This window comes from Caulobacter sp. GW821-FHT10C03, from assembly GCF_059415485.1.
On the sequence record NZ_JBWKNI010000024.1, the window covers coordinates 77,519 to 78,940 of the forward strand.

Annotated in this window: 1 protein-coding gene and 1 pseudogene; both read left to right on the top strand. The window is 78.4% G+C overall.

Features of this window, described 5'->3' with window-relative positions; all coding sequences use genetic code 11:
- Positions 1-1,201: TolC family protein (locus AC07NG_RS22685; RefSeq protein WP_494596500.1), on the top strand; the 1,201-nt coding region annotated here is incomplete at its 5' end.
- A gap of 2 nt (positions 1,202-1,203) precedes the next feature.
- A pseudogene (locus tag AC07NG_RS22690) lies at positions 1,204-1,422 on the top strand (efflux RND transporter periplasmic adaptor subunit); the annotation flags it as partial.

A 1,422-nucleotide genomic window follows, 5' to 3' on the forward strand; every position in this document is an offset into this window, starting at 1 on the left:
GTGCGCGGCCCCCCCACTCGCTGCTGTGCCCGCCGCGGCCGAGCCCGCGCCGCCCTATGCCGTGCTGCTGGCCCAGGCCCGCGGCGCCTCCCCTCGCCTCGCCGCCGCGCAAGCCGGCGCCGATCAGGCTCGGGGCCTGGCCTTACAGGCCGCCGTCCGCCCCAATCCCGTGCTCGGCCTGGAGGTCGAGAACCTGGGGGGCTCGGGCCCCTACGGCGGGCTCGACCTGGCCGAGACCACGGCCTCGCTGTCCCAGACCCTGGAGCTGGGCGGCAAGCGCGCCGCGCGGATGGCCGCCGGCCAGGCCGACGTCCGCGCCGCCGAGGCCCGGGCCGGCGCCGAACGCTCCGACTTCGCCGCCGACCTCGCCCTGGCCTATGCCGAGGCCGAGACGGCCTTTGCGCGCGTCGCCCAGGCCGAAGAGCAGCAGGCGGCGGCGCAGACCGACGCCCGCGCGGTCGCCGAACTGGTCGCCGCCGGCCGCGAGGCCCAGTTGCGCGGCTTGCAGGCGCGGGCCGAACAGGCCGCCGCCCGCGCCGAGCGCGACGAGGCCCAGGCGAACGCCGACGCCGCCTTCGCCAAGCTCTCGGCCCTGGCCGGTGTTTCGGCCGTCTATGATGCGGTCGGCGAGAGCCTGCTGGCGCGGCCGGCGAGCGGTCCCAATGCCGCCGAGGCGGAAACGCCGGCTCTCGCCGTGGCCCGGGCCGAGCGCGACGCCGCCGACGCCCGGCGCGCCGTGCAGCGGGGCCTGTCGGTTCCAGACGTCACCGTCTCGGCCGGCCTGCGCCGTCTGGCGGGCGACGACGCCACGGCCCTGGTGGCCGGCATCTCCCTGCCCCTGCCGCTGTTCGACCGCAACCGGGGCGCCCGCGCCGCCGCCGAGGCCGAGCTGACCGCCAGCCAGGCGCGCCTGCGCCAAGCGCAGTTCGACGCCGCCGCCGACCTGCGCGCCGCCCGCGCCCAGGCCCGCGCCGCCGAAGGACGCGCCGAGGCCGCCGATTCGGCCGAGACCGCCGCCGCCGAGGCCTACCGGCTGGCGCGGATCGGCTACGAGGCCGGCCGGCTGCCGCTGCTGGAGCTGTCCTCGGCCCGGCGCGCCCTGGCCGCCGCCCGCATCCGCACCCTCGACGCGCGCCTGGCCAAGGCCCGCGCCGAGATCGACATCGCCCGCCTGACGGGCCGCGCTCCGTTCGGAGGCTGACCATGAAACTCGACGCACGCATCCTGACCACCACGGCCACCGTGGTCGTCGCCCTAGGGGCCGGCTACGGCCTTGCCCAGCTGACCAATCGCCCTATCCCGCAAGCCGAGGCCGGTGAAACCGAGCATGGCGAGGACCACGCCGCCGAAGTGGGCTTCGTCGCCCTGACCGCCGAGGCCGCCCGCGCGGCCGGCGTCGCGGTCGTCACCGCCGCCCCGGCG